This is a genomic window from Streptomyces liliifuscus, from assembly GCF_016598615.1.
GTDB classification, from domain to species: Bacteria; Actinomycetota; Actinomycetes; order Streptomycetales; family Streptomycetaceae; genus Streptomyces; species Streptomyces liliifuscus.
Map to the genome: position 1 here is coordinate 140,829 of NZ_CP066831.1, position 21,525 is coordinate 162,353.

5 protein-coding genes and 1 pseudogene are annotated in these 21,525 nt (G+C 66.9%); 3 read left to right on the top strand and 3 right to left on the bottom strand.

Annotation, left to right across the window (positions count from 1 at the left end; all coding sequences use genetic code 11):
• Nucleotides 1-34: 34 nt before the first annotated feature.
• The 3 genes from JEQ17_RS00640 to JEQ17_RS00650 all read left to right on the top strand — a co-directional run bounded on the left by JEQ17_RS00640 (nucleotide 35) and on the right by JEQ17_RS00650 (nucleotide 2,273).
• Nucleotides 35-700 (top strand): SDR family NAD(P)-dependent oxidoreductase, encoded by a 666-nt coding sequence (locus JEQ17_RS00640; protein ID WP_200393320.1) that lies wholly within the window; start codon nucleotides 35-37, stop codon nucleotides 698-700.
• A 191-nt stretch (nucleotides 701-891) separates the two neighbouring features.
• Complete coding sequence (locus tag JEQ17_RS00645; protein ID WP_200393321.1) at nucleotides 892-1,251, top strand: cyclophilin-like fold protein; 360 nt, start codon at nucleotides 892-894, stop codon at nucleotides 1,249-1,251.
• Nucleotides 1,252-1,505: 254 nt separating this feature from the next.
• The gene (locus JEQ17_RS00650) at nucleotides 1,506-2,273 is read left to right on the top strand and encodes a glucose 1-dehydrogenase (protein ID WP_200393322.1); all 768 of its coding nucleotides are present in this window, start codon (nucleotides 1,506-1,508) and stop codon (nucleotides 2,271-2,273) included.
• Nucleotides 2,274-2,841: 568 nt separating this feature from the next.
• Here JEQ17_RS00650 and JEQ17_RS00655 read toward each other — a convergent pair.
• From JEQ17_RS00655 to JEQ17_RS00665, 3 genes and pseudogenes are all read right to left on the bottom strand, one after another.
• Nucleotides 2,842-3,439: pseudogene (locus JEQ17_RS00655) on the bottom strand (transposase family protein); the annotation flags it as partial.
• Nucleotides 3,440-3,650: 211 nt separating this feature from the next.
• A complete protein-coding gene (locus tag JEQ17_RS00660) occupies nucleotides 3,651-3,863 on the bottom strand; it encodes an MbtH family protein (RefSeq protein ID WP_325176225.1) in 213 nt (70 codons plus the stop codon).
• An 83-nt stretch (nucleotides 3,864-3,946) separates the two neighbouring features.
• Complete coding sequence (locus tag JEQ17_RS00665; RefSeq protein WP_200393324.1) at nucleotides 3,947-20,794, bottom strand: non-ribosomal peptide synthetase; 16,848 nt, start codon at nucleotides 20,792-20,794, stop codon at nucleotides 3,947-3,949.
• Nucleotides 20,795-21,525 lie beyond the last annotated feature (731 nt).

A 21,525-nucleotide genomic window follows, 5' to 3' on the forward strand; every position in this document is an offset into this window, starting at 1 on the left:
TCCCGGCACGGCCCCTCGCCACCAAGGACTCACCGTGACCACCTTCGCCCTCATCGGTGCCGGCCCCGGCCTCGGGCTCGCCACCGCCCGCCGCTTCGGAACCGCCGGCCACACCGTCGCTCTCATCGCCCGCAACACCGAGAAGCTGGACAGCCTGACGGCCGAGCTGGCTCGCGGCGGCATCAAGGCCCGCGGCTTCGCCGCCGACGTCCTCGACATCGAGTCCCTCGCCGCGGCCCTGTACACGGCCGGGACCTCGCTGGGACCCGTCGAGATCCTCCAGTACAGCCCCGTGCCCCGGGCCGACTTCATGCAGCCGGTCCTGGACACCGGCGCCGACGACCTAGACGCCCCGCTCGCCTTCTCCGTGAAGGGCCCCGTCACCGCGGTGAAAGCCGTCCTGCCCGGCATGCGGGACCTCGGCCGCGGCACCGTGCTGTTCGTCAACGGCTCCAGCGCCGCACGCCCCAACCCGAACGTCGCCGGCACCTCGGTCGCCTTCGCCGCCGAGAGCGCCTACGCCCGCATGCTCCACGACGCGCTCGCCCCGCAGAACATCCACGTCGCTCAGCTGATCGTGCCGGGTGCCATCCGGCCCGACGCCGAACACAGCAGCCCCGACGTCCTGGCCCAGCGCCTGTACGCCATCCACACCGAGCGTGACGGCTTCCGCCACTACTCCGAGCCCCTGCCCGACTGAATCCCTGGACGCCCGTGATGCCGACCGTCCTTCCCACTCAGGCGGCCCGTGGCGCCGCAGCCGCAGCACTGCTGCTTGCCGTAACCGCCTGCACCGAAGACTCACCACCCTCCCAGTCCTCGCCGCTGAGCACGCCGGAGCGGGTGACGACGAGTCCCGCACCCACCACGCCCCCTGGCAGATCCACCGACATGAACATCCGGATCACCCTCGACGGCACCCCGGTCGACGCCACTCTCAACGACAGCGCTGCCGCCCGGGACTTCGCCGCCCAGCTCCCCCTCACTCTGAACCTGACTGACTTCCATCAGAACGAGAAGATCGCCGACCTGCCGCGTCGGCTGTCCACGTCCGGTGCCCCGAGCGGAGTCCATCCCCGCACGGGCGACCTCGCCTACTACGCGCCCTGGGGCAACCTTGCCATCTACTACCGCGACGGTTCGCCCAGCACCGGCAACGACCTGATCATCCTGGGGCACATGCCCGAAAGCGCCACCGAGACACTCGCCGAAAACGACGAGGTCAACATCACGATCGAAGACGCCTCCTGACCCCTCCTCAGCCACGTAGCCGGGCTTGACCTCGCCGTCCGCGGCACCTCCGCCCGGAGCCGAATCGTGGTCCAGCGCACTGCCCCGGCCCACGCGCTCGATGACGCACCCGTGCAGGCACCGTCACATCGCTGACCGCGGATCCTCCACAGCGCGACCGCCGACAGGCCGCCGCAGGAGAAAGGTGCACAGACCGTGTCCCGAGCCCAAAACGAGACCCGCACCACAGAACAGCCCGCGATCGGAGAAACGACGTGAACCCCACCTACGACTTCACCGACCAGGTTGCCCTCGTCACCGGAGCCGGCTCCGGCATGGGCCTGGCGACCGCCCGCGCCTTCGCCGAGGCCGGAGCCGCCGTCGCCCTCACCGACATCGACGAAGCCACCCTGAACGCAGCCGTCAAGGAACTCACCGACTCCGGCCACCGAGCACTCGCCCTCACTTGCGACGTCAGCGACGAGGACCAGGTCGCCGCCGCGCTCGACCGCACTGTCGAGACCTTCGGCCGCCTGGACATGGCCTACAACAACGCTGGCATCCAGATCCCGCCCAGCGACGCCGCCGACGAACCCGCCGAACGGTTCGACCGCGTCAATGCCATCAACCTGCGCGGGGTGTGGGCCTGCATGAAGCACGAACTGCGGCACATGCGCGCCCAGGGCAGCGGCGCCATCGTCAACTGCTCCTCCCTCGGCGGCCTGGTAGGCCTGCCCGGCCGCGCCTCCTACCACGCCTCCAAGCACGGCGTGATCGGCCTGACCACCAGCGCCGCCCTCGAATACGCCCCGCGCGGCATCCGGATCAACGCCGTCTGCCCCGGCACCATCAACACCCCCATGGTCAGCGACATGATCGCCAAGGGCGAACTCGACCGCGCCGAAGCCGAGGCCAACCAGCCCATCAACCGGCTCGGCACCGCCGAAGAGATCGCCCAGGCCGTCCTGTGGCTGTGCAGCCCCGGAGCCGGCTTCGTGGTCGGCGTCGCCCTCCCCGTCGACGGCGGCTACGTCGCCCGATAGGGACGGGCCACGACGTGGTGGCCAGGCCGACACCCCAAGCCCCGCTCGTAGGAACCACTGTGTGAGACGCCGTGAAGCTCGTCAAGAACCAGCCCAACAGCAAGGCCCCGGCAGACTGGTTCACAGGTGATGTGTGGTGGGATGCCGGCCACTCGATGCCCACCCGGTCGACACGGTCAACCGCCCGCCGGTCGAAGAGCACTGGCACGGAGCCACCCCCGACCGTGCATGGAGCCCCTGGCTCTTCGGGAGGGCCAGGGCGACGGCAGCACGGAAACCGCCTGGGCCTAGCCGGTCACCGACGAGCAGTACAACGGCCCGCGCACCCGCGAACTGCGGCGCGCCACCGCCTGATCCCGCCCCTGACACACTGAGGACGATCTGTGCCATGAAGAGTCCCACCGATGCCGCAGCCGAAAGACTCATCCATCTCCAGTAGCAGACGTGAGCCTGATGCTCGACCTGCGGGGCAACGGCTTACCCGCGGTGCTCCACCGGGGCTCCGATCTCGGCGACCTCACGCTTCAGGAGCTGTCGCAGCCGCCCGAGGCCGTCACCTCTTCAGACGGCGACCGCGGAACGGGACTCGAACAGGCCCGCCGACGCCTTGTCCGCCCAGCACTTCAGGCCCGCCTCGGTGAGCGCGTCGATGATTCCGTGGTGTCGGGCAGCAGTGAGGTCGTGGGTCGATCCGGGTAGGGCGGGCGAGGCCCGGAGCAGGCGTCCGAACGGATCGGCGAGGACCTGGATGTTCATGCTGTTGCGCTTGTGTTTCCCCGGAGCAGTACGGGGAGTCCGCAGCGATCTCCCCCAGCCTTCGGCCGGGAGGTGCCCCCAGTCGATCAGCAGCAGAGTGCCGTCCAGGATCACGAACGCCTTCTCGCCGATCGTTCGCATCGCCGCGGCGAGTGAAGGCGCGAGGGCGGCCAAGGCCTCGACAGCTTCGCCTATACAGCGGCAGACCGTGGCGATCCCGATGCCGAATCCGGCAGCGAGCTGGGCGTAGGTAGCACCGCACCGCAGGTGCGCGAGGGCGAGCAGAGCCTGACGGCCGACGGTCAGACGTCGACGCCGTGTACCGATCTTCGCCCGCCACGCGGCCAGTTGACCGGTAAGGAACCGCAGGGTTCGGCTGGACAGATCGATCGAGATGAGTACGCAAGCATGCGAAGCTCCTGGCAGGCACGGGTGATCTTGGTCGAGAACCCGTGCCTGCCAGGAGCTTTGCCGTTGCGCAGGGGCGTCCGACTTGCGGTCGGCATCGGGATGTTGGAAATCGCTCCGTGTGCCGTGGCAGGCAGGCTTCTCACCTACGCGATCCGCGAAGCGGCGGGGACGGGAGACGGAGTATCAGCCGCCGCCGGTCCCCGCCCCTGCTCAGCCGGCGTTCATGGCGTCTATCAGGCTCTGGGGGCGCATATCGGTCCAGGTCTGCTCGATGAAGTCGAGGCATGCCTGACGGGCTGCCTCTCCGAAGACCGACTCCCACCCGTCCGGCACGTCGACGAATGTGGGCCAGAGCGAGAACTGACCCTCCTCGTTCTTCAGAACAAGGTAGTTGGCGTCCTGGTCCTCAAAAGGGTTCGTCATCATTCAGTCCTATCTGTCACTCACGGGTCGACATGTCGGGGTGGCCAACCGTGGCCAATGGGTTACACCAGCTCAGTCGACGACTATCCGTCTTTCGTCGCGGACAGCCAACCCGCGATTGCGTCCCAAAGCAGAGAGAGCATAGGGGGATTGGCCATATCGTCGTGAGAGCAAGGCAACCGCGACTCGCTTATTTGACCGGAAGCATAGGGTTGCCACATGGCACGACCCCAACCATCCTCCAGCTCGTCCGACGAAATGAAGAGGAGATCTCCGTCGAACCTGCGAGGATAATGCTTCACATAGATACGGGTATTATTCGCAATGATCCTCGCCCTTACTTCAGCCTCCTCTTCTGAGATCTCGCTGCGGAAGTAGTCCGGAAGTCCGGCGAGATCACGGAGAGAAGGCGCCTCGTCGATTGTTTCCGATGCGTCCACATGATCGCCGTGACCGTCGCCATCACGTTCTTGAATCCTTTGACGGACAAGATCTGCGGATTTCCGGTCGACCTTGTCCGCGTTGGGCCTGTCGAGTGGGGCCGGTGCATAGCCTCCCATGATGATGAGTGCTACTTGCTGGCCGTCTTCCTGCAGTTGCACAGCCATCTCCTGCGCCACGCGGCCTCCCATCGACCATCCCAGCAGACGGTACGGACCGGACGGCTGCACGGCGCGCAATTCTTTGACGTATTCCTCCGCCATTTCCCGGATGGATCCCGGAAACTCACCCGCACCGTCGACGTCCCGCGCCTGCAGGCCGTACAACGGAATACCAGGAGGTACGAATCCAGCCAGAGGAGCGAAGCACCAACTCAGCCCGGATCGCGGATGAACACAGAAGAGGGGCGGCTGGCTCCCGTGCGTCCTGATGGGAAGGATCATACGAAGCGAGTTATTCGTCGCGGGAAGGCTGAGCCGGTGTGCGAGTCCTGCGACGCTGGGGGTTTCCATCAGCATACGGAGGGAGACATCGACACCCATGATCGAACGAATCCGATTCACCAGCCTGACGGCCAGAAGTGAATGTCCACCGCGTTCGAAGAAATTGTCCTCGACGCCGATGTGAGGCACATTCAGTTCTTGGGCGAAAATTCTGCACAGGATTTCTTCCTGGACCGATGCGGGTTCCCGGCTCGGCATGGACCAGGTATGGTCCGGCGCCGAAAGCTGCCGTCGATCCAGCTTCCCGTTCGCCGTCAGCGGCAGACTCTCCAGGACCACCCACGCGGACGGCACCATGTACTCCGGCAGCATCGCGCCGAGATGGGCGCGCACGGCGGCCAGGTCGACCCCGGCGGTGTCGCCGTCACCGCTGGTGCGGCCACCGTCGGGGACCAGGTAGCCGACCAGGCGTTTGTCCCCGGGGCGGTCCTCACGCACCATCACCGCTGCCTGGGCCACGGACGGATGCGCGCTCAGCGCGGCCTCGATCTCGCCCAACTCGATCCGGAAACCCCGGACCTTCACCTGGTCATCGGTACGGCCCAGATACTCCAGTTGTCCCTCAGCGTTCCAGCGGGCCAGGTCGCCGGTGCGGTACATCCGCTCACCAGGAGTGAAGGGGCTCGCGACAAACCGCTGCGCGGTCAGTCCCGGCCGGGCGTGGTAGCCGCGGGCCAGTTGGGCGCCGGAGATGTACAGCTCACCCGCGACACCCACCGGCATCGGCCGCAGCGCCGGGTCCAGGACGTAGACGCGGGTGTTCCACACCGGACGGCCGATCGGCGCTGATCCCCGGGGCCATGCCGCCCGGTCCGCCGGCAGGGTGTAGGCGGTGACCACGTGTGTCTCGGTCGGACCGTAGTGGTTGTGCAGCGCCGTCCCGCCCGCCCCGCAAAGGTCACGGACCCGATCACTGAGCACAAGGGCTTCGCCGGCCTGGGAAACATGACGCAGCGACGGCAGCTCCGTGCCGTGCTCCGCCACAGCCTCACCGAGCGCGTCCACCATCAGGTTGGGGGCATACAGCTCGGTGGCCTTCTGCTCCCTCAGCCATGCGACAAACTCTTCAGGGTCACGCCTGATCTCTTCCTCCGGTACCACAAGGGTCTTGCCGTCCAAGAGGGCCGAGAGTATTTCCTGGGCCGAGACATCGAAGCTGATCGCGGTGAACTGCGCGACCCGCGAGCCCGCCTCGGTGGGGATGACTGAAGCGTGCCAGGACAACAGGTTGACCAGCGCACCACAGGACATCACCACACCCTTGGGGCGCCCGGTCGAGCCGGAGGTGTAGATCAGGTACGCGGGGTGCTGTGGCAGCAGCGGACGGGTCCGCTCCGTATCACCGGGAACGTCGGCCGGCAGTGCGCCGAGTTCGGCGACGACCGCAGGGTCGTCCAGCAGCAGCGCGGGACCGGTGGTTATGCGCCCGGCGACCTCTGTGCTGGTCAGCGTGAGCGACGGGACGGCGTCGGCCAGCATGAAGGCGATCCGCTCGGCCGGGTACTCCGGATCGATCGGCAGGTAACCGGCGCCCGACTTCAGAACCGCCAGCAGGCCGACGATCAGGTCCACCGAGCGAGGCAGGGCCAGTGCGACGATACGCTCGGGACCGATACCGCGACGGATCAGCAATCGGGCAAGCCGGTTCGCTCGCTCGTCCAGTTCCGCAAAGGTCACCTCGGCGCCATCGACAACCACCGCGACCGCATCAGGACGCTTCGCGACCCGGCCTTGGAACAGTTCCGGCAGCGTCGCCCCGGCCACCGCCTGGGCGGTGTCGTTCCACCCCACCACAAGCCGGTGCCGCTCCTCATCCGACAGCACCTCCACAACACTGACCTGCTGGTGCGGTTCCCTGGTGACGGTGTCCAGGACGCGGACGAACCGTTCGGCCAGTGCCTCCACCGTTTCGGCGTCGAACAGGTCGAGGGCGTAGTCGATACCGCCGCGCAGGCCCGCCGGGCGATTACCTGTGCCAGTACCGGCACGCGCACCCATGTCGGCGTTGGTGTGGAAGGTTTCACTCAGGGTGAAGAAGAGGTCGAATTTTGCTGCCGGTTCGCCGGCGGGCAGGGGTTCGGTGTGGATGCCGGGCAGGTCGAGGACGGCCGGGGCGTTGTTCTGCAGGGCGAGCATGACCTGGAAAAGCGGATGGCGGGCCATCGAGCGAGTCGGCGCGAGGTCTTCGACCAGCCGCTCGAAGGGCACGTCCTGATGCGCGAACGCACCCAGTCCGCCATCCCGCACCTGCTCCAGCAGACTCACGAACGTGGGATCACCCGACAGATCGGTGCGCATCACCAGAGTGTTGACGAAGAACCCCACCAGGTCGTCCAGCGCCTCGTCGGTCCGCCCGGCGACCGGAGTGCCGACCGGAATGTCATCTCCGGCCCCGAGCCGGTGCAGCAGAACGGCCAGCGCCGCCTGCACCACCATGAACACCGTCACACCCTGAACACGAGCCAGCTCCGCCACCCGGGCATGCACCCCGGCCGGCACACACACCTCCACCCGGCCACCGCGGTACGAGGCCACCACCGGCCGCGGCCGGTCGAACGGCAGCACCAACTCCTGCGGCACCCCCGCCAACACCCCACGCCAGTAACCCAACTGCCCACTCACCACACTGCCCGGATCGGCCTCCTCACCAAGCAACTCCCGCTGCCACAACGTGTAATCCGCGTACTGCACCCCCAACGGCTCCCAGCCAGGCACCCGCCCCTCACTACGAGCCGTATACGCGACCGACACATCACGCGCCAACGGCCCCATCGACCACCCGTCACCAGCAATGTGATGCACCACCAGCACCAGGACATGCTCGTCAGGGCCCACCCCCAGCAGCCACGCCCGCAAAGGAAACTCAGCGCTCAGGTCGAACATGTGACCCGCCAGCCCGGCAACCGCGTCCGTCAGACCTTCCCGTCCCACCTCGACCACCGGCAGATCAAAGGAGACAGGCGGGGCAAGGATCTGCTGATACGGCCTGCCCTCATCGGCAGCGAAGACCGTCCGCAGCACCTCGTGCCGACCCACCACATCACCCAGCGCCATCCGCAACGCCTCGACGTCCAGGTCACCGCTCAACCGCAGAGCCACAGGAATGTTGTAGGTCGCCGACGGACCCTCCAACTCACCCAGGAACCACAACCGTTGCTGCGCGAACGAGAGCGGTAGCGCCTTGGGCCGTGTCATCGCCACCAGCACGGGACGCGTCACATCCGAATCCGTCAGCCGCTGCGCGAGTCCGGCCACGGTCGGCGCCTCGAACAGCGACCGCATCGCGACTTCGGCCCTCAGAGCCGTCCGGATCCTGTTGATCAGCTGCACCGCGAGCAGTGAGTGGCCGCCCAGTTCGAAGAAGTTGTCGTCCACCCCTACCGCGGGCAGGCCCAGGACCTCGGCGAACACCGAGCACAGAAGCTCCTCCTGCACCGTGGCCGGCCCCCGGCCACGGTCGGCCGCCTGGTAGTCCGGAGCGGGCAGGGCCCTGCGGTCCAGCTTGCCGTTCACCGTCAACGGCAACGCATCCAGCACCACCAACGCGGACGGCACCATGTACTCCGGCAACACACCCTGCAGCTGCCCACGTACAACAGCGATGTCCGCACCCTCCGAACCACTCGCCCGAACAAGGTAGCCGACCAGACGCTTGTCACCAGGACGATCCTCACGCACCACCACCGCCGACTGAGCCACCGACGGATGCGCGCTCAGCGCAGCCTCGACCTCACCCAACTCGATCCGGAAACCCCGAACCTTCACCTGGTCATCCGCACGGCCCAGGAAGTCCAGGACACCGTCCGGCCGCCACTTCGCCAGGTCGCCGGTACGGTACATCCGCTCACCCGGGGTGAAGGGGTTGGCCACGAAGCGCTCCGCCGTCAGGCCACGCCGGTCGAGATAGCCGCGGGCCAAGCTCGCACCGGCGAGATACAGCTCACCCACCACTCCCGGCGGAACTGGCCGCAGAGCCGAGTCCAACACGTAGACGCGGGTGTTGGCGACGGGCGTACCGATGGGCGGGGTGGTGGGTTCGTCGGCGGACAGGGGGTCGGTGGTGGTCGCGCAGACGGTGGATTCCGTGGGTCCGTAGGCGTTGACGAGCCGACGGCCGTCGGCCCAGCGGGCAACCAGGTTCTGGCCGAGGGCATCGCCGGCGGTGATGAGGGTCGTAATCGACGGCAGGCTGTCCGGTTCCATGAGAGCCAGGGCGGCGGGAGGCAAGGTGGCGTGTGTGACCGACCGTTCCGCGACCAGGCGGACGAGCGCCTGGCCCGGCAGCGCGTCGTCCGGCGTAGCCAACACAAGGCAGGCCCCGTTGCACAGAGCCATCACCATCTCCCAGACCGCCGCATCGAAACTCGCCGAGGCGAACTGCAACACCCGGCTCCCTGCCGAGATCCCGAACTCCTCCGCCTGCATGGCAGCCAGGCTCGGCAGCCCTTGATGGGTGACGGCCACGCCCTTCGGCCGCCCGGTGGACCCGGAGGTGTAGATGACATACGCGCAGTGGGCGGGCAGCAGGGTGGAACGGCGCTCGGCATCTGTGGGGTCGGTGCCCTCGAAATCCTTGAGTGCGGTGATGGTCCGGGGGTCGTCGACGGCCAGGTGCGACACCTCTCCGCCGGTGAGACGGGAGGCCAGATCCGTGCCGGTGAGCACCAGGAGGGGTTGGGCGTCGGTGAGCAGGTAGGTGATCCGCTCGGCGGGATAGTCGGGGTCGATGGGTACGTACGTGCCGCCTGCCTTGGTCACCGCGAGGAGAGCGACGATCAGGTCGATGGAGCGCACCAACATGACCGCGACCGGCGACTCGGACCCCACCCCGCGATCGATCAGCAGCCGGGCCAGGCGGTTGGCGCGGGCGTTGAGTTCCCTATAACTCAGTTCCACGTCCTCGAAGACGAGGGCGGTCGCGTCGGGGGTGCGGGCGGCCTGGGCCTGGAACAGCTCCGCCAGCGTCGCCGCCGGCACCTCCCGGGAGGTGTCGTTCCACTCGACCAGGACCCGGTGCCGCTCCGCGGGGTCGAGGACGTCCACCGTGCTGATCCGCTGGTGTGGTGCTGTCTCCAGAGCGGTGACGACGCCTTCGGCGACGGTGTGGACCATGGCGCACAGTGATGCGCCCGAGACGGGTTCGGCGACCTGCACGGTGAGGGTGAAACCGTCACCGGTGTCGTCGACGCTCAGCCCGATCGGGTAGTTCGTCCGCTCCTGGTCGTACAGCAACTCGACGCCGTCAAGGCTGTTGTCAGTTCCTGGCTCGGTGCTCCTGGAGTGCCGGTAGTTGAACAGGGAGGTGAACAGCGGGGTGTCCGCCATGATGCCGCTGGCCTGCCGGGCGAGTTTCAAGGGGGCGTGTTCGTGGACGAGCAGGTCCGCCAGCTGGTTCTGCACCGACCGCACCGTGTCCATCACCTGCGCGCCGTGGGTCCGCACCCGTACCGGCAGGGAGTTGATGAACAGGCCCAGAACGCGGTCCGCGCCGCTTCCCGCGGCCATACGGCCGAACAGGACGGTACCGAAGACGACGTCGTCCTTGCCCGAGGTAGCCGCCAGAACCCGCGCCCACACCACGTGCAGAACCGTGGCGGGGCTCACGCCCAGCCGGCGTGACTGGTCCCGCAGTCGCCGCGCGAGTTCCGCATCCATCACGCGGCGGAACTCCGCCACGCCGGTGCCGTCGCCGCGGACGTCGAGCAGCCCGAACGGCGCGGTCGGCTCGGTCACGTCCCCCAGCAGGGTGGAGAAGTACCTCTGGTGTTCCTCCTGCGCCACCCGCAGGCGGGCCTGGGCAACGAAGTTCCGGAACGGCAGAGGCGCGGGCAGGGTTTCCTCACGGCCCGTAACGAACGAGCGCACCTCCTGCAGCAGTACGTCCAGGGTGGTGTGATCCGAGACCAGGTGATGGGCCTGAACGAGTGCGAGCCACTGACCGTTCACCGGGTCGGTCGCCGTGTACACGCGGATCAGCGGTGCCTGGCCGATGTCCATCGATCCAGGGCACGCGGCCAGCATTCGGCCGATCACCTCGTCGTCAGGCCCGTCGGGCAAGTCGACGCTTTCCACCGGGATCGCAGCACGGCGCACCACCACCTGGACCGGTTCGCTCAGTCCTTCCCACAAGACGGCGGTCCGCAGGATGTCATGCCGGTCGACGACCTTCTGCAGTGCGTCCACAAATCCGTCGAGCCGCTGCCGGGAGTCGAACCCCAACAGCACCGGCAGCACATACACATCGGTCCCGTCCCCTGAGTCACCCATCAGGTGGTGGAAGAGGATCCCTTCCTGCAGCGGGGCCAGCGGGTACACATCCGCCACGTTGCCCGCTCCGCCGGGAACCCGGGCCACGATCCGGTCGATCTCAGCGCTGGTCAGATCCACCAGAGAGAGCATGTCGGGGGAAATGGTCAGGGCGTTGTCCGGAATCCGGTTCTCCGGCACCGCCACCTCGGCCGGACCATCCGACGCAGCCAGTCCGGCAGCCGTGGGCGCTGCGAACAACGACCGCACATCAACCGATATCCCCCGGGTCCGCAGCAGCTCGACCACCCGCACCGCAAGCAGTGAGTGGCCGCCCAGTTCAAAGAAGTTGTCGTCCACGCCGACCGCGGGCAGGCCCAGGACCTCGGCGAACACCGAGCACAGGATCTCTTCCTGCACCGTGGCCGGCCCCCGGCCACGGTCGGCCGCCTGGTAGTCCGGAGCGAGCAGGGCCCTGCGGTCCAGCTTGCCGTTCACCGTCAACGGCAGCACATCCAGCACCACCAACGCGGACGGCACCATGTACTCCGGCAGCATCGCGCCGAGATGGGCGCGCAGGGCAGCGGAGTCGACACCGCCTGCGTGGCCGGTCGCGGGAACGAGGTAGCCGACCAGACGCCTGTCACCAGGACGATCCTCACGCACCACCACCACCGACTGAGCCACCAACGGATGCGCGCTCAGCGCAGCCTCAACCTCACCCAACTCGATCCGGAACCCCCGAACCTTCACCTGGTCATCAGTCCGCCCGAGATACTCGACCTGCCCATCGGCGTTCCACCGGGCCAAGTCGCCGGTACGGTACATCCGCTCACCCGCAGTGAACGGGTTCGCGACGAACCGCTCCGCCGTCAGCCCCGGCCGATCGAGATAGCCACGGGCCAAGCCCGCCCCGGAGACATATAACTCACCCGCGACACCCGCCGGGACCGGTCGCAACGCCGCGTCGAGCACGTAGACCCGGCTATTGGCGACGGGCGTGCCGATGGGCGGGGTGGTGGGTTCGTCGGTGGACAGGGGGTCGGTGGTGGTCGCGCAGACGGTGGATTCCGTGGGTCCGTATGCATTGATGAGCCGACGGCCCTCGGCCCAGCGGCCCACCAGGTTCTGGCTGAGAGCTTCGCCCCCCGTGATGAGGGTCGTGATCGACGGCAGGCTGTCCGGTTCCATGAGAGCCAGCGCGGCGGGAGGCAGGAGTGCGTGTGTGACCGACCGTTCCGCAACGAGGCGGACGAGCGCCTGGCCCGGCAGCAGGTCGGGCGACGCGGCCGACACGAGGCAGGCCCCGTTGCACAAGGCCATCACCATCTCCCAGACCGCCGCATCGAAACTCGCCGAAGCGAACTGCAACACCCGGCTCCCCGCCGAGATCCCGAACTCCTCCGCCTGCGCGGCAACCAGACTCGGCAGTCCCTGATGAGTGACGGCCACACCCTTCGGCCGCCCGGTGGAACCCGAGGTGTAGATGACATACGCAGGGTGGGCGGGCAGCAGGGTGAAACGGCGCTCGGCGTCCGTGAGGTCGGTGCCCTCAAAATCCTTGAGTGCGCTGACGGTCCGGGGATCATCGACAGCCACACAGGGCGGGTGGCCGTCGGTGAGACGGGACGCCAGATCCGCGCTGGTGACAACCAGGAGGGGCCGGGCGTCGGCGAGGAGGTAGGTGATCCTCTCAGCGGGATAGTCGGGGTCGATGGGCAGGTAGGCGCCGCCCGCCTTCGTCACCGCGAGGAAGGCGACGACGAGGTCGGCCGAGCGGTGCACCATGACCGCGACCGGCGACTCGGCCCCCACCCCGCGATCGATCAGCAGCCGGGCGAGGCGATTGGCACGCTCGTTGAGCTCGGCGTAGGTCACCTCGTCGCCGGCGAAGACCACGGCGGTCGCGTCGGGGGTGCGGGCGGCCTGGGCCTGGAACAGCTCCGGCAGCGTCGCAGCGGGCACCTCCCGGGAGGTGTCGTTCCACTCGACCAGGATCCGCTTCCGCTCCGCCGGGTCCAGTACCTCGATGGCGTCGATGTGCTGATGAGGGTTGGCGGTGACGGTGTCCAGGACGCGGACGAACCATTCGGCCAGTGCCTCCACCGTTTCGGCGTCGAACAGGTCGAGGGCGTAGTCGATACCGCCGTACAGACCGGCCGGGCGATCGCCGCTGCCCGTAGCCGTCCCCGTCTCGGCACCGGTGTCTGTGTCGGCACCGTTGTCGGTGTGGAAGGTCTCAGTCAGGGTGAAGGACAGGTCGAACTTGGCCACCGGTTCGCCGGCGGGCAGGGGTTCGGTGTGGATGCCGGGCAGGTCGAGGACGGCCGGGGCGTTGTTCTGCAGGGCGAGCATGACCTGGAAAAGCGGATGGCGGGCCATCGAGCGAGTCGGCGCGAGGTCTTCGACCAGCCGCTCGAAGGGCACGTCCTGGTGCGCGAACGCACCCAGGCCGTTCTCTCGCACCTGCTCCAGCAGGCTCGCGAACGTGGGATCACCCGACAGGTCGGTGCGCAACACCAGAGTATTGACGAAGAACCCGACCAGATCGTCCAGCGCCTCGTCGGTGCGCCCGGCGACCGGAGTGCCGACCGGAATGTCATCTCCGGCCCCGAGCCGGTGCAGCAGAACAGCCAGCGCCGCCTGCACCACCATGAACACCGTCACACCCTGGACACGGGCCAGCTCCGCCACCCGGGCATGCACCTCCGCCGGCACACGGACGTCCACGCGGCCACCGCGGTACGAGGCCACCGCCGGCCGCGGCCGGTCGAACGGCAGCACCAACTCCTGCGGCACCCCCGCCAACACCTCACGCCAGTAACCCAACTGCACGCTCAGCACACTGCCCGGATCGGCCTCCTCACCGAGCAACTCCCGCTGCCACAACGAGTAGTCCGCATACTGCACCGCCAACGGCTCCCAGCCAGGCACCCGCCCCTCGGAACGAGCCGCATACGCGACCGACACATCACGCGCCAACGGCCCCATCGACCACCCGTCACCGGCAATGTGATGCACCACGATCACCAGGACATGTTCGTCAGGACCGGCCTCGAACAACCAGGCCCGCAACGGAATCTCGGCGGCGAGATCGAAGCGATGACCCGCGACCTCGCTGATCGCCGACTCAAGATCAGTCACCCGCTCGACCGCAAGAGGCACCGAGGCCTCTTCAGCGGCAACGATGTGCTGATACGGCTGCCCGTCCACCGTGACGAAGACCGTCCGCAACACCTCGTGCCGGCCCACCACATCACCTAGAGCGGCCTCCAGGGCCTCGACGTCCAGCTCACCGGTCAACCGCAGAGCCACAGGAATGTTGTAGGTCGCCGACGGACCCTCCAACTCACCCAGAAACCACAACCGTTGCTGCGCGAACGAGACAGGCACCCGCTGCGCCCGCTCCACCCCAACCAGCGGCCGCCGCCTCACACCGGAAGACGCCAAACGGCCCGCCAGAGCAGCAACAGTCGGCGCCTCGAACAACGTCCGGATCGCCACCTCCGCCCCAAAAACCGACCGCAAACGACTCACCAACCGCGTCGCCAACAGTGAGTGGCCGCCCAGTTCGAAGAAGTTGTCGTCCACGCCGACCGCGGGCAGGCCCAGGACCTCTGCGAATACCGAGCACAGGATCTCTTCCTGCACCGTGGCCGGCCCCCGGCCACGGTCGGCCGCCTGGTAGTCCGGAGCAGGCAGGGCCCTGCGGTCCAGCTTGCCGTTCACCGTCAACGGCAGCACATCCAGCGCCACCAACGCGGACGGCACCATGTACTCCGGCAGCATCGCGCCGAGATGGGCGCGCAGGGCAGCGGAGTCGACACCGCCTGCGTGGCCGGTCGCGGGAACGAGGTAGCCGACCAGACGCCTGTCACCAGGACGATCCTCACGCACCACCACCGCCGACTGAGCCACCGACGGATGCGCGCTCAGCGCAGCCTCGACCTCACCCAACTCGATCCGGAAACCCCGGACCTTCACCTGATCATCCGCACGGCCCAGGAAGTCCAGGACACCGTCCGGCCGCCACTTCGCCAGGTCGCCGGTACGGTACATCCGCCCACCCGCAGTGAACGGGTTCGCGACGAACCGCTCCGCCGTCAACCCCGGCCGATCGAGATACCCACGGGCCAGCTGAACACCGGCCAGGTACAACTCACCCGCCACCCCCACCGGAACCGGCCGCAACGCCACGTCCAGCACATAGACCCGGGTGTTGGGGACGGGCGTGCCGATGGGGACGCCACCCGGTACGTCCGGGTCCCCGGGACGGACGGTGAAGGTGACACATCCGACGGCTGCCTCGGTCGGACCGTACTCATTCGTGATCAGGACGTCGTGGTGTGCGGACCGCCACCGTGTGAGCTGCTCGCCTGTAAGGTGTTCGCCGCCGACGACGAGGTCTCCCCGGGTGAAGGATCCGGCGGGCTCTTCGGACAAAAGGCCCAGGTGACTGGGCGTCACCTTCAGGAAGGTGGCCGCCAGTCCGGCGGGAAGCCCATCCTGGATAGGTGCGATGTGCAGGGCGCCGCCCGAGATCAGCGTGCCGAACAACGGTGTGACGGTCAGGTCGAACGCAGCCGACGAGTGCAGCACGGTCCGGCCGCTCAACCCGGGGTACGCGCTGACTGCCCAGTTGAGGTAGTAGGAGACCGCGGCATGGCTCGCCACGACGCCTTTGGGGCGTCCCGTGGAGCCGGAGGTGTAGATCACGTAGGCGGGGTGGGCAGGCAGGAGGGCCGCTCCTCGCTCGTGGTGCGTGAGGTCCTCACCGGCCATGGTGGACAGGGCCGCCGTGGTGTCCGGGGCATCCGTCACGATGCGGGTCACACCGTCAACCTCTGCGCCTGTCACGGCCTGGTGTGTAACCAGTACTGCGACCTGGGCGTCGTTGAGCATGTAGGTGATGCGGTCGGTGGGGTAGGCCGGGTCGATCGGGACGTACGCGGCTCCGGTCTTGACCACGGCGAGGAGTGCGACGACGAGGTCGGCGGAGCGGTCCATCATCACCGCCACCCGTTCTTCCGCCCGGGCGCCCCTGTCCACGAGGACGCGGGCCAGCCGGTTGGCCCGCGCGTTCAACTCCGCATAGGTCACCTCGGTGCCGTCGAATACAAGCGCGGTCGAGTCAGGGGTGCGGGTGACCTGGGCTTCGAACAGTTCGGCCAGCGTGGCCTGCGGAACTTCGTGGGTGGTGTCGTTCCACCCGGACAGGATCCGCTCCCGCTCCGCGGTGTCCAGGACATCGATGCGGCTGACCGGCAGCGACGGATCCGCGGTCACTGTCTCCAGGACCATGAGGAAGCGTCGTACGATCGCCTCGGCACTCGCGGGATCGAACAGGTCGGTGGCGTAGGTGATCAGTCCGGTCAGGCCCGCTGGGGTGCCGCCGTCGGTGATCCGCTCGGCGATCTGGAAGTCCAGGTCGAACTTGGCGGGAAGGACGCCCGCAGGCAGTGCCTCGATGTTCAACCCGGGCAGGTCGAGACGGACCTCGGCGGTGTTCTGCAGGGTGAGCATGACTTGGAACAGCGGATGGCGGGCCATCGACCGGACCGGGGCCAGGTCCTCCACCAGCCGCTCGAACGGCACATCCTGGTGCGCGTAGGCGCCGAGGTCCGTTTCCCTTGTTCTGGCCAGCAGTTGCAGGAAGGTCGGATCGCCGGACAGGTCCGAACGCAGGACGAGGGTGTTGACGAAGAACCCGACCAGGTCGTCCAGCGCCTCGTCGGTGCGCCCGGCGACCGGTGTGCCGACCGGAATGTCGTCTCCGGCCCCGAGCCGGTGCAGCAGAACGGCCAGCGCCGCCTGCACCACCATGAACACCGTCACACCCTGTGCTCTGGCCAGCTCCGTCATGGCGCTGTGGATGTTGGCGTCGACGGTCAGTTCGACGCTTCCGCCCTGGTGGGAGGAGAACGTTGGGCGTGGCCGGTCGAACGGCAGCGTCAGTTCCTGGGGCAGTTCGGCGAGTGCCTCGCGCCAGTATCCGAGTTGCTGGGCCAGCACACTGGCCGCGTCGGCCTCCTCGCCCAGCAGTTGACGCTGCCACAGGCTGTAGTCGGCATACTGCACTGACAACGTTGCCCACTCCGGCGTCCGGCCGGTGGACCGAGCCGTATAGGCAGCTGACAGATCGCGCGCCAGCGGGGCCATCGACCATCCGTCACCGGCAATGTGGTGCACCACCAGCACCAGGACATGTTCGTCAGGACCGACCTCGAACAACCAGGCCCGCAACGGAATCTCGGCGGCGAGATCGAAGCGATGACCCGCGACCTCACTGATCGCCGACTCAAGATCAGTCACCCGCTCGACCGCAAGAGGCACCGAGGCCTCTTCAGCGGCAACGATGTGCTGATACGGCTGCCCGTCCACTGCGGCGAACACCGTCCGCAACACCTCGTGCCGGCCCACCACATCGCCCAGAGCGGCCTCCAGGGCCTCGACGTCCAGCTCACCGGTCAACCGCAGAGCCACAGGAATGTTGTAGGTCGCCGACGGACCCTCCAACTCACCCAGAAACCACAACCGCTGCTGCGCGAACGAGACAGGCACCCGCTCCGCCCGCTCCACCCCAACCAGCGGCCGCCGCCTCACACCGGAAGACGCCAAACGGCCCGCCAGAGCAGCAACAGTCGGCGCCTCGAACAACGTCCGGATCGCCACCTCCGCCCCAAAAACCGACCGCAAACGACTCACCAACCGCGTCGCCAACAGCGAATGACCACCCAGTTCGAAGAAGTTGTCGTCCACACCGACCGCGGGCAGGCCCAGGACCTCGGCGAACACCGAGCACAGAAGCTCCTCCTGCACCGTGGCCGGCCCCCGGCCACGGTCGGCCGCCTGGTAGTCCGGAGCGGGCAGGGCCCTGCGGTCCAGCTTGCCGTTCACCGTCAACGGCAACGCATCCAGCACCACCAACGCGGACGGCACCATGTACTCCGGCAACACACCCTGCAGCTGCCCACGTACAACAGCGATGTCCGCACCCTCCGAACCACTCGCCCGAACAAGGTAGCCGACCAGACGCTTGTCACCAGGACGATCCTCACGCACCACCACCGCCGACTGAGCCACCGACGGATGCGCGCTCAGCGCAGCCTCGACCTCACCCAACTCGATCCGGAAACCCCGAACCTTCACCTGGTCATCAGTCCGCCCGAGATACTCGACCTGCCCGTCGACGTTCCACCGGGCCAGGTCGCCGGTACGGTACATCCGCTCACCCGCAGTGAACGGGTTCGCGACGAACCGCTCCGCCGTCAACCCCGGCCGATCGAGATACCCACGGGCCAGCTGAACACCGGCCAGGTACAACTCACCCGCCACCCCCACCGGAACCGGCCGCAACGCCGCATCCAGCACATACACCTGGGTGTTCCAGACCGGGCGTCCGATGGGGACACTGCTTCTGCCGGTGTCGCTGTCGCATGTCCATGCGGTGACCTCGACCGACGCCTCGGTGGGGCCGTAGAGATTGTGAAGCGGAACGCCCATTACGTTCCGGAACTGCCCGACGATGTCGCTGGAGAGTGCTTCGCCGCTGCAGAACACAGCTCGCAGGCCGGTACAGGCAGCGGCCGGTTCGCGGAGGAAGACCTGCAGCAGGGACGGAACGAAGTGCGCGATCGTGACACGTTCGCGTTGGATCAGCTCGGCCAGATACCCGGGGTCCCGGTGGCCCGAGGGCTTGGCGACCACCACCGTCACACCCTGGAGCAGCGGCCAGAAGAACTCCCGTACCGACACATCGAAACCGAACGGGGTTTTCTGCAACACCCGGTCCAAGGCAGTCAAGTTGTAGGTGCCCTGCAGCCAAGTCAGCCAGTTGACGATACCCGCATGGGGTACGGCCACGCCCTTCGGCCGTCCGGTGGACCCGGAGGTGTAGATGACATAGGCGGGGTGGGCGGGCAGCAGTCCGGTACGGCGCTCGGCATCGGTCGGGTCGCTGTCCCCGAAGTCTTCCAGTGCGGTGATGGTCCGGGGGTCGTCGAGGGGCAGATGCGACACCTCTCCGCCGGTGAGACGGCAGGCCAGATCCGTGCTGGTGACCACCAGGAGGGGCCGGGCGTCGCTGAGGAGGTAGGTGATCCGCTCGGCGGGGTAGTCGGGGTCGATGGGTACATACGCACCGCCGGCCTTGACCACCGCGAGGAGGGCGACGACCAGGTCGACGGAGCGGTGCATCATCACCGCGACCGGCGACTCGGGTCCCACACCCCGGTCGATCAGGAACCGGGCGAGGCGGTTGGCCCGCGCGTTGAGGTCCGCATAGGGCACCTCGACACCCTCGAAGACCACGGCGACCGCGTCCGGGGTGCGGGCGGCCTGGGCCTGGAACAGCTCCGGCAGCGTCGCTGCGGGCACCTCACGGGCGGTGTCGTTCCACTCCTCGACGACCAGACGCTCCTCGGTGCCGCTCATCAACGTGATCCGGTGTACACGTTCCTCCGCGGGGGAACGCGCCATCCAGTTCATCACGTCAAGGAATTGCGCAGCATGCTCATGCACCGCTCCCCTGCTGTAAAGATCCGGATTGGCCTCCACAACCACGGATATACGGCCGTCGGACGATCTGTCGTACACCGAAATCGACAGGTCATTGAAATTTATGCCACCGAGCCCGTACACATTGCTGGAGGCGTCACCAAATCTCAGATCGTAGTCAAAGGAGACGATATTGACCAGCAGAGGGTAAAGTCCGCTGCGCCCTACGAGTTTCAGGTCTCTGAGGATGTCCTCGTAGCGGTATCGCTGATGCCGCAAGGCATCTCGCACTCCGCGAGACACCTGCTTCACGAGTTCCCTCACTGTGGCCTTCGGCTGCACCGCGAGGCGCAGAGGAACGATATTCGCCGTCATTCCGGGAATATCCCGCAGTGCAGTTTTTCTGCCTATTACGGGGACCCCGAGAATGATGTCCTCTTGCCCCGTCGCGCGATGCAGGTAGGCGGCGCTCGCGGCTACGGCCAGACCCGAGAGGCTCGTTCCCAGCCGACGTGCGGAGCTTCTGAGATCCGCAGCGGCTTCGGCAGGGATATGGAGCGTGTGCCGTATCAGTTCATGGGGTGTGGTGGAAGGTTCCTGGCCACTCAGGCTGACCGGTTGCGGGCGATCTGAAAGACGCTCCGTCCAGTACTGCCGATCCAGTTCGAACTCCTCGGATGCCCGGTATTCAGCGTCGGCATCCATCAGTACGGAACTCGATGGAGGTCCACTGTCCGTGAGGGGTTCTCCGGCCAACAGTGCCGTGTAGACCGCAGCCACTCGGGAGGCCATCAGGGATCCCGCGAGTCCGTCTGCGATGATGTGGTGAACTCGCTGGTACCAGAGGAAGAGATCTTCTTCCACCTTGAATATGACCTGGGTGAAGAGTTCGCCGCCCCGGAGATTCACTGGACGTCTCATGTCCGCCCGCATCCAGCTCTCCGCGCTGGTACGGGGATCTCCGTCTTGGCTCACGTCGATCACGTGAAACAGCCAATCGCTCCGCAGGTCAAAATACTGCCGCGGAATTTCGTCCGCGGCTCCCTCGAAGCGCAGATCGAAGGAGTCGAATTCTAGGATGACTCTTCGCGCAGCCGCCTCGAATAAGTCCGTGTCCACCGCTCCGTGAATCTCAATGTATTCACCCATGTTGTAGATCGGATTATCCGGATTCAGCTGCTGCGCATGCCATAAACCAAGCTGTCCGGCCATTAGTTCACGACGGCCACCATGCGATTCAGACATTCCCACACCTCGGTCAACGTTCACGCTCCACACCAGGAGCAACTAAAATAAGCAATTTGACAACAATGCTGATCCGCTTGACCTTCTCAAGTCGAACTGGACACTGTCAACCTTCTGGGCGAATTGAGCAATTAACAGGCGTTTGATGCTGTTTCACGACGGACGAATCGAACCACTTTGCCCCTTCTGTGGCCACTACTCATATATTAAAACGGCCGGAATCTCCACGCTGGCGCGACTCTTTTGCCTACTCGTACATGCCGCTGTGTACCGGCATGCATACGCCCTCGATCTGGCAAACACATGACTGCACCGGCCCCTGAATCCCCTACCTGCCAGTAGCACCACCAGCCAGAGATTTTCGATTCGAAAGTGCAACCAGTGCGACGTAACCCAGTGCGTGTCGCTGTCTCCCCGCCGAATCGGAAAGCAGCGAGCCGAAGCACAGCCAAGACACCGTTGGCCACCGCAAAGCACGCGCTGTCGCCACTCACAGAACTCCCGCCGGAACAAGCCGACACCCCCACAGCTTGCTCGCCCTCATGACCGGAGCCGAACCAAACGCGTGATCCGCAGCTGCGCGTACGGCGACAGGCCGACCCGACGCAGCGTCGCGCCTGATGCTGTGAAGTGCGGGCCGTCAGCATCGGCTCAGCCCTGGTGGCCGTCGTCGTCCTCGTCCATCTCCGGCGCATCCGGGTCGCACAGCGGACGCAAGGCGGCGGACGCCG